Consider the following 6,934-nt stretch of genomic DNA (forward strand, 5'->3'; position numbering starts at 1 on the left):
ACGCGCGTGAAAGGGCTTTTAACTGGTTGCGCGGCACCTTGCGCATGAAACCATATGGAATTGACCGAGGGCAGTCCGCGCGCTTCGCGCGCCTCGTTGACCGGATGCTCGAACCACGCCATCTGCACTTCGTTCTGCAGCTTCATCCAAGCGCGCGAGCGTTGCCCAGTGTGGGCTTCGTGCGGCAGCCAGATCTCGATGTTGCGGCCGCTGGCGCGCAACGGCGAAGCGCCAGCCAACGTGCCGAAGGCATCGCTCGCGAGGTACCAGCGCGACGGATGAGGCGCTTCGATGCGCACGCCGAGTTCCTCGATCAGCGGCCGGGCGACGTCGAGCAGCGTGGCGGCTTCGGCATCCGTCAGCGCGAGCGAGGCCGGGTCGATCAGAACCAGATGGTCGTGCGCGATGCGCACGTGCACTGGTTGCACGCACGCCCAGGTCGAGGTGCCGGGTTCACCGCCATCGGCGCGCAGCATGTAAGGAGCGAGCGGTGCTTCGTCCGCTGCCCCTTCACCGCTTGCGACGGTCCCGAACTGGCGGGCTACCCAGCGTTCGTGCGGCAAGGTGCGCTGGAAGTCCTCGCCGACCACCCGCTCGACCAGCGTGGCTCTCGCGATCAGCTTGTCGAGGGCCGGACTTTCGATGTTGTACAGCGCGGTGGAAGCGTCGGCTGCGGCGGGCAGCGCGAAGGGGAGGAGGAGGTGAAGACGGTTGGCGTGCATGATGCTCGGCATTGTATGGCAAACGATGCGGGTCTTTCGATTCCAGACGTTGACCGCGAACCATGGTTGATTGGATGTGAACCATGGATTACACTCGCTTGGCCGTCCCGATACAGAGTGAGTGATGCAAAAGATCAAAACACGGCCGTGGAATTCGGCCGAACACTTGAAGACCGAGGCCGACATGGCCGAATACTTCGAGGCCTGTTTGCTCGAGGGCGGCGATGACCCCGCGTTTCTCGCGCATGCGCTTGGCGTAATCGCACGTGCGCGCGGCATGGCGCAGCTCGCCCGCGACACCGGCATCTCGCGCGAGGGGCTCTATAAGGCGCTGTCCGAAGATGGCAATCCGAGCTTTGCAACGATCATCAAGGTGATCCGGGCGCTCGGCCTTGAACTGCACGCCACCCCGGCGCACGCTTAAGGGTCGAGACGCTTCGCGGGGGTTCCCGCCGTTGTATGGCAAACTTCGCGCTTGACCGACGGTAAATGAGCACGGTCCGGTTTCCCGCTGGAAGCGTTGCCAGCAGGGCAGCAACAGCAGTTTGGGCCCCGACCCGGAACCATCCGCTCCGATCCGGCACCAATGGTCACGACCCTCGAACTGCATGGCGAGCGGGATTGCCACCGTCATGCGCTGCACCAACGGTCGAACAACGAGGCCGCAGCACGAGGCTGAAGAACGCAGAAAAGGATTCGCTTGAAATTTCCCTACGAATGGACAATTGGCTGGCGCTACACCCGCGCCGGCAAACGCACGACCGGTAACGGCTTTATCTCCTTTATCGCGCTCGTCTCGATGTCGGGCATCGCGCTCGGCGTCGCGGCGCTGATCGTCGTGCTGTCGGTGATGAACGGCTTCCAGAAAGAGGTGCGCGACCGCATGCTGTCGGTGCTCGCGCACGTCGAAATCTTTTCGCCGACCGGCTCCATGCCGAACTGGCAGTTGACCGCCAAGGAAGCGAAGCAGAACAAGGAAGTGATCGGCGCGGCGCCGTATGTCGACGCCCAGGCGCTGCTGACTCGCCAGGACGCCGTGAGCGGCGTGGCGCTGCGCGGTGTCGACCCGGCGCTCGAGCCGCAGGTGTCCGATATCTATAAGGAAATGAAAGGCGGCCAGCTGTCCGATCTGAAGCCGGGCGATTTCGGCATCGTGTTAGGCGCGGATCTCGCCGCCAATCTCGGTGTGGTGGTTGGCGACAAGATCACGCTGGTGGCGCCCGAGGGCACCATCACGCCCGCAGGAATGCTGCCACGCCTGAAGCAGTTCACGGTAGTCGGCGTCTTCGAGTCGGGCCACTACGAATACGACAGCACGCTCGCGTTGATCAACATTCAGGACGCGCAGGTGCTGTTCCGGCTCGCTGCGCCCACCGGCGTACGCTTGCGCCTGAAGGATATGCAGCGCGCGCCGGAGGTCGCGCACCAGTTGGCGCGCACGCTCTCGGGCGACCTCTATATCCGCGACTGGACCCAGCAGAACAAGACCTGGTTCTCCGCCGTGCAGATCGAAAAGCGCATGATGTTCATCATCCTTACGCTGATCATTGCGGTGGCGGCGTTCAACCTGGTGTCGTCGCTGGTGATGACGGTGACCAACAAGCAGGCGGATATCGCGATCCTGCGCACGCTTGGCGCGCAACCCGGATCGATCATGAAAATCTTCGTGGTGCAGGGTGTAACCATCGGCTTTATTGGCACGGCGACCGGTGTGGCGCTCGGGTGCCTGATTGCATGGAGCATTCCGTGGCTCGTGCCGATGATCGAGCATGTGCTCGGTGTGCAGTTTCTGCCGCCGTCGGTGTATTTCATCAGCGAGCTGCCGTCCGAGCTGGTGCCTGCCGACGTCGCCAGGATTGGTCTGATCGCGTTCGTGCTGGCATCGCTGGCAACGCTGTACCCGAGCTGGCGTGGTGCGAAGGTCCGCCCGGCGGAGGCGCTGCGTTATGAATGATCGTTCCATTGGCCAAGCCATGACCCCAGACAGCGCGTTGCATCCGTATGTCCTCGAAGCGACCGGCATCTCGAAGTCGTTCGTACAGGGCGGCCTGAACGTGCAGGTGCTGAACAACACGCAACTGTCGGTGCGGCGTGGCGAGAAGCTGGCTATCGTTGGCGCATCGGGCTCCGGAAAGAGCACGCTGCTGCATGTGCTGGGCGGCCTCGACGACCCGAGCACGGGCGAAGTCTCCGTGCTCGGCAAGCCGTTCACCAAACTCTCGGAGCGCGAGCGCAACGAATTGCGCAATCGCGCGCTCGGCTTCGTTTATCAGTTCCATCACCTGCTGGCGGAATTCACTGCGCTCGACAACGTCGCGATGCCGCTGCGCATCCGCCGGATGCCGACCGACGAGGCGCGCCGCACGGCATTGCAGACGCTGGAGCGCGTGGGCCTTGGGCACCGCGCGAAACACCGGCCGGGCGAGCTGTCGGGCGGCGAGCGTCAGCGTGTGGCGATTGCGCGTGCACTCGTCACGAACCCGGCTTGCGTGCTGGCTGACGAGCCCACCGGCAATCTCGACGGCGGCACCGCTGATACGGTGTTCAACCTGATGCTCGAACTGTCGCAAACCTTCGATACCAGCTTCGTGATCGTCACGCACGATCCCGATCTGGCCGCGCGCTGCGATCGCATCATGCGTCTGCGTGACGGCGTGCTGTTCGAAGAGCCGCACGTTCCTGCCTGACGTTTTTCGCTGCCGGGGCACCAGCATGTGGATCGATACGCACTGCCATCTGGACGCGTCGGAGTTCGACGCGGATCGCGACGCGGTCGCCTCGGCCGCTTGCGGGGCAGGTGTTGCGCGCATCGTGATTCCAGGTGTGGCGCGCGAGAACTTCGCACGGGTGCGTGAGCTCGCGCATCGCGTGAAGGGCGGTGCGTACGCGCTCGGGATTCATCCGCTCTTTACACCCGGTGCGCAGGACACCGATCTTGACGTGCTCCGCATGGAGATCGAGGCGAGTCTCGACGATCCGCTGTTTGTCGGACTTGGGGAAATCGGCCTCGATTATTTCGTCGCGGGCCTCGACGATGCGCGTCAACAGTTCTTCTACCACGAGCAACTGAAGCTCGCGCATGAATTCGATTTGCCGGTGATTTGCCACGTGCGCAAATCGCAGGACAAGGTGCTCAAAGGCCTACGCACGCATCGCGTCCATCGCGGTATCGCTCATGCGTTCAACGGCAGTTTTCAGCAAGCGCAGGCGTTCATCGATCACGGCATGCATCTCGGCTTCGGCGGCAATCTGACCTTCGAGCGTGCGCTGCAGATTCGTCGTCTAGCGGCGCAATTGCCGCTCGATGCGCTGGTCGTCGAAACCGACGCGCCGGACATCGCCCCCTCCTGGCTTTATCGCCAACGCAATACGCCGGACCAGATTCCCGCCATCGGCGCGGGACTCGCGCAACTGCGCGGCATTGGCGTAGATGAGCTTTCCATAGGCACAACGGCTAACGCTCACGCTGCGCTGCCGCGGCTCGCACTTTCGTCTGCATAATCTTCGCTGGTGGTTCGCGCCGGGCGGAACACGCGTCCGGCAGTTCGTCCGAAACGGCTTGTGACCTGTACGCAATGACGACGCCCGGGGGCATTGGGTGGCAGTCCGGCATAGACGGCTGGCGAGCAGGGCGGAGGGCGAATGCGGGTGGTGTGGTGTGGTTTTGCGTTGGGTGTCATTGTCTTGCAACAGCAAGCGGCGCTCCCTTTGCGGCGTGAATGGCTGGTGCTGTTGCTGGTATTCGGAATTGCGCTCGCTTGGGCTTGTTGGTGCTTGCGATGGCAGAGGAACTTGACGGCCCGGCGGTGCGGGTTGGGCTGGTGGCGCGGGGCACGCTGGCATGTGTACACGGGTTGGTGCGCGCTCGGGCTGGCCGCCGCATGTGCCGGATTCGGCTACGTGGCCTGGCGGGCCGAAATGCGTCTTGCGCTGAGCTTGCCGACCGCGTGGGAAGGACGCGACCTTGAAGTGCAGGGCGCCATTCGAGGTCTGCCGAGCCGCGACGAGAAGGGCGCGCGTTTTCTGTTCGACGTCGATTCTGTTGCTGCGCCGATCGGACATTTTCCTCGCACGATTCAACTGGCGTGGATCGATCAGAAGGGCCCACCGCCGCCTTTACTCGAACCCGGCGCGCGCTGGCGTCTGACGGTACGGCTCAAGCGTCCGCATAGCAACGCCAACTACGGCGTGCGTGACGCCGAAGCGGGCTTGCTGGCACGCAATGTCCGGGCGACAGGTTATATCAGCACGCCTGCCAAAGCCCAGCGTCTCGGTGGTTATGCGAGCGGTCTGAGTGTCAGCGTGGACCGCTGGCGCGCGGCACTGCGTGCGCGCATCGACACCGTGCTGGCCGACGCGCCGCATCGCGGCATTGTCGTGGCGCTCGCGGTCGGAGCGCAGGACGAGGTGAGCGCTGCCGACTGGCTGCTAATGCGCGCCACGGGCACGAGCCACCTGGTGGCGATCTCCGGGTTGCACATCGGTTTCGTTGCGGGCCTCGCCGGATGGCTGGCCGGCGCGCTGTGGCGGCGTTCGGGCCTGGTCGGGCGCAACTGGCCGCTGCGGATTCCGGCGCAACTCGTCGCGGTGACTGCGGGGACGATGTTCGCGGCGCTGCATGCTGCGCTTGCCGGGTTTAATGTGCCGGCGCAGCGGGCGTTGTGGATGGCGGGTGTGGTGGCGTTGGCGTTTGTCAGCGGACGCAGTGTCGCGCCGTCGTGGGTGTTGGCCTGGGCGCTTGGTCTCGTGCTGTTGCTTGATCCGTGGGCGCCGGTGTCCGCAGGGTTCTGGCTGTCGTTCTGCGCGGTGGGGGCGATCCTGTATGCGATGTCGGGGCGGCCGCGCGTGCGTGCCGATGAGCGAGGCGATGGGGCGGACGCTGGGCCTGACGTTGATCCTGATGCCGGCGGTGGCAGTGGCGCCCGAGGTGCTGACGTCGGTGCGGCGGGCGGCCAGGTGGCGACGCGTTTCTCCGCTCGCATGCTCCCCGTCCTGCACGCCCGTGGCCGGGTGTTCGTCGAGCGTATGCGCAGCGCCGCACACGTCCAGTTCGCGGTGACGATTGCACTTGCCCCGCTGACCATCTACTGGTTCTCGCAGATTCCATTGATTGGGCCACTCGCCAACGCGTTTGCGATTCCCTGGGTCAGCCTGTTCGTCACGCCCGCGGTATTGGCCGGTGTCGTGTTGCCGATGCCGATCGACGCTTATGCGTTTCGTGCTGCCCACGCGTTGCTCGAACTGCTTATCGTGGGACTGCAGATGTTGTCCGGCCCGGGCTGGGCGCTCTGGCGCCTGCCGCAGCCGGACGGCTGGGTGCTGGCCGTCGCGGCGGTGGGCGTTCTCTGGTGTCTCGCTCCGCGCGGCTGGCCGTTGCGCTGGGCAGCGCCGCTCACCTGGCTGCCGCTCCTGTTGCCTCCTCCTCCGGGGCCGCCGTCGGGCTCGTTCAGATTGACCGCGCTCGACATCGGCCAAGGTTCGTCGATCCTCGTTGAAACGACCCATCACGCGTTGCTGTTCGACGCTGGGCCCGGACCGGAGTCGACCCACGCCGGAGAACGCGTGGTGGTGCCGTATCTGCAGGCCAACGGCGTGTACACGCTCGATACGATGGTGATCAGCCATGAGGACTCCGATCACTCGGGCGGCGCGCCGGCCGTATTGCAAGGTGTCGAGGTGCGCCAGTTGCTGGGCGGCCTCGTGCCGTCGAATGCGCTTTGGGACAAAGCCCGTGCCGTCGGTGCCGACACGGTGCGCTGTGCGGCGGGGCAGCACTGGCAATGGGACGGCGTCGATTTCAGCATTCTCTGGCCCGACCCCGGGCCGTTGTCAGGCAATCCGAATGCGCATTGCTGCGTGCTACGTGTCAGCATGGCGGGCGCCGGCGAGTCTCCTGGTCATACAGCCGGCAGTCCCGTCGCACCCACCGTTAGCGCGCTGCTGGCGGCGGATATCGAGGCGCCCGTAGAGCGGATCCTGCTCGCACGGGATCGTTCAGCGCTGCCCGCGCAGATCCTTGTCGTCCCGCATCACGGCAGCAAGACCTCGTCGACCGAGCCGTTCCTCGACTCTATCGAGCCGCTTGTCGCGGTATTTCAGGTAGGCTATCGCAACCGTTTTCATCATCCGAATCCGGGTGTCTTCGAACGCTATCTGGGACGGCATATCGAACTCACACGCAGCGACGTCGACGGCGCGGTGCAAATCATGGC

Annotated in this window: 5 protein-coding genes and 1 pseudogene; 5 read left to right on the forward strand and 1 reads right to left on the reverse strand. The window is 64.7% G+C overall.

All coding sequences use genetic code 11. The annotated features are described in order from the left end of the window. Positions 1-734 (reverse strand): annotated as a pseudogene (locus M0954_RS19790) (regulator); the annotation flags it as partial. Between the two features lie 112 nt (positions 735-846). Here M0954_RS19790 and M0954_RS19795 point away from each other — a divergent pair. The 5 genes from M0954_RS19795 to M0954_RS19815 form a co-directional block, all read left to right on the forward strand. Next, positions 847-1,146: an addiction module antidote protein gene (locus tag M0954_RS19795; RefSeq protein ID WP_122151483.1), complete on the forward strand. Its 300-nt coding sequence runs from the start codon at positions 847-849 to the stop codon at positions 1,144-1,146. A gap of 276 nt (positions 1,147-1,422) precedes the next feature. Further along, the gene (locus M0954_RS19800) at positions 1,423-2,676 is read left to right on the forward strand and encodes a lipoprotein-releasing ABC transporter permease subunit (protein WP_297355036.1); all 1,254 of its coding nucleotides are present in this window, start codon (positions 1,423-1,425) and stop codon (positions 2,674-2,676) included. Next, positions 2,669-3,409, forward strand: a complete 741-nt coding sequence (gene lolD, locus M0954_RS19805) for a lipoprotein-releasing ABC transporter ATP-binding protein LolD (RefSeq protein WP_166660732.1) — start codon at positions 2,669-2,671, stop codon at positions 3,407-3,409. Before M0954_RS19800 ends, lolD begins: the two co-directional genes overlap by 8 nt. Before the next feature lie 25 nt (positions 3,410-3,434). After that, on the forward strand, positions 3,435-4,223 hold the full coding sequence (locus tag M0954_RS19810) for a TatD family hydrolase (RefSeq protein WP_297355038.1): 789 nt from the start codon (positions 3,435-3,437) through the stop codon (positions 4,221-4,223). Positions 4,224-4,364: 141 nt separating this feature from the next. Beyond that, on the forward strand, positions 4,365-6,934 hold a 2,570-nt coding region (locus tag M0954_RS19815), incomplete at its 3' end, for a ComEC/Rec2 family competence protein (protein WP_297355040.1).

The organism is Paraburkholderia sp. (assembly GCF_026225065.1).
Taxonomy (GTDB): domain Bacteria; phylum Pseudomonadota; class Gammaproteobacteria; order Burkholderiales; family Burkholderiaceae; genus Paraburkholderia.

Excerpts from the sequence above, each read along its gene's own strand:
- lolD (WP_166660732.1), top strand. The coding sequence starts at position 2,669 with ATGAATGATCGTTCCATTGGCCAAGCCATGACCCCAGACAGCGCGTTG.
- M0954_RS19795 (WP_122151483.1), top strand. The coding sequence starts at position 847 with ATGCAAAAGATCAAAACACGGCCGTGGAATTCGGCCGAACACTTGAAG.
- M0954_RS19810 (WP_297355038.1), top strand. The coding sequence starts at position 3,435 with ATGTGGATCGATACGCACTGCCATCTGGACGCGTCGGAGTTCGACGCG.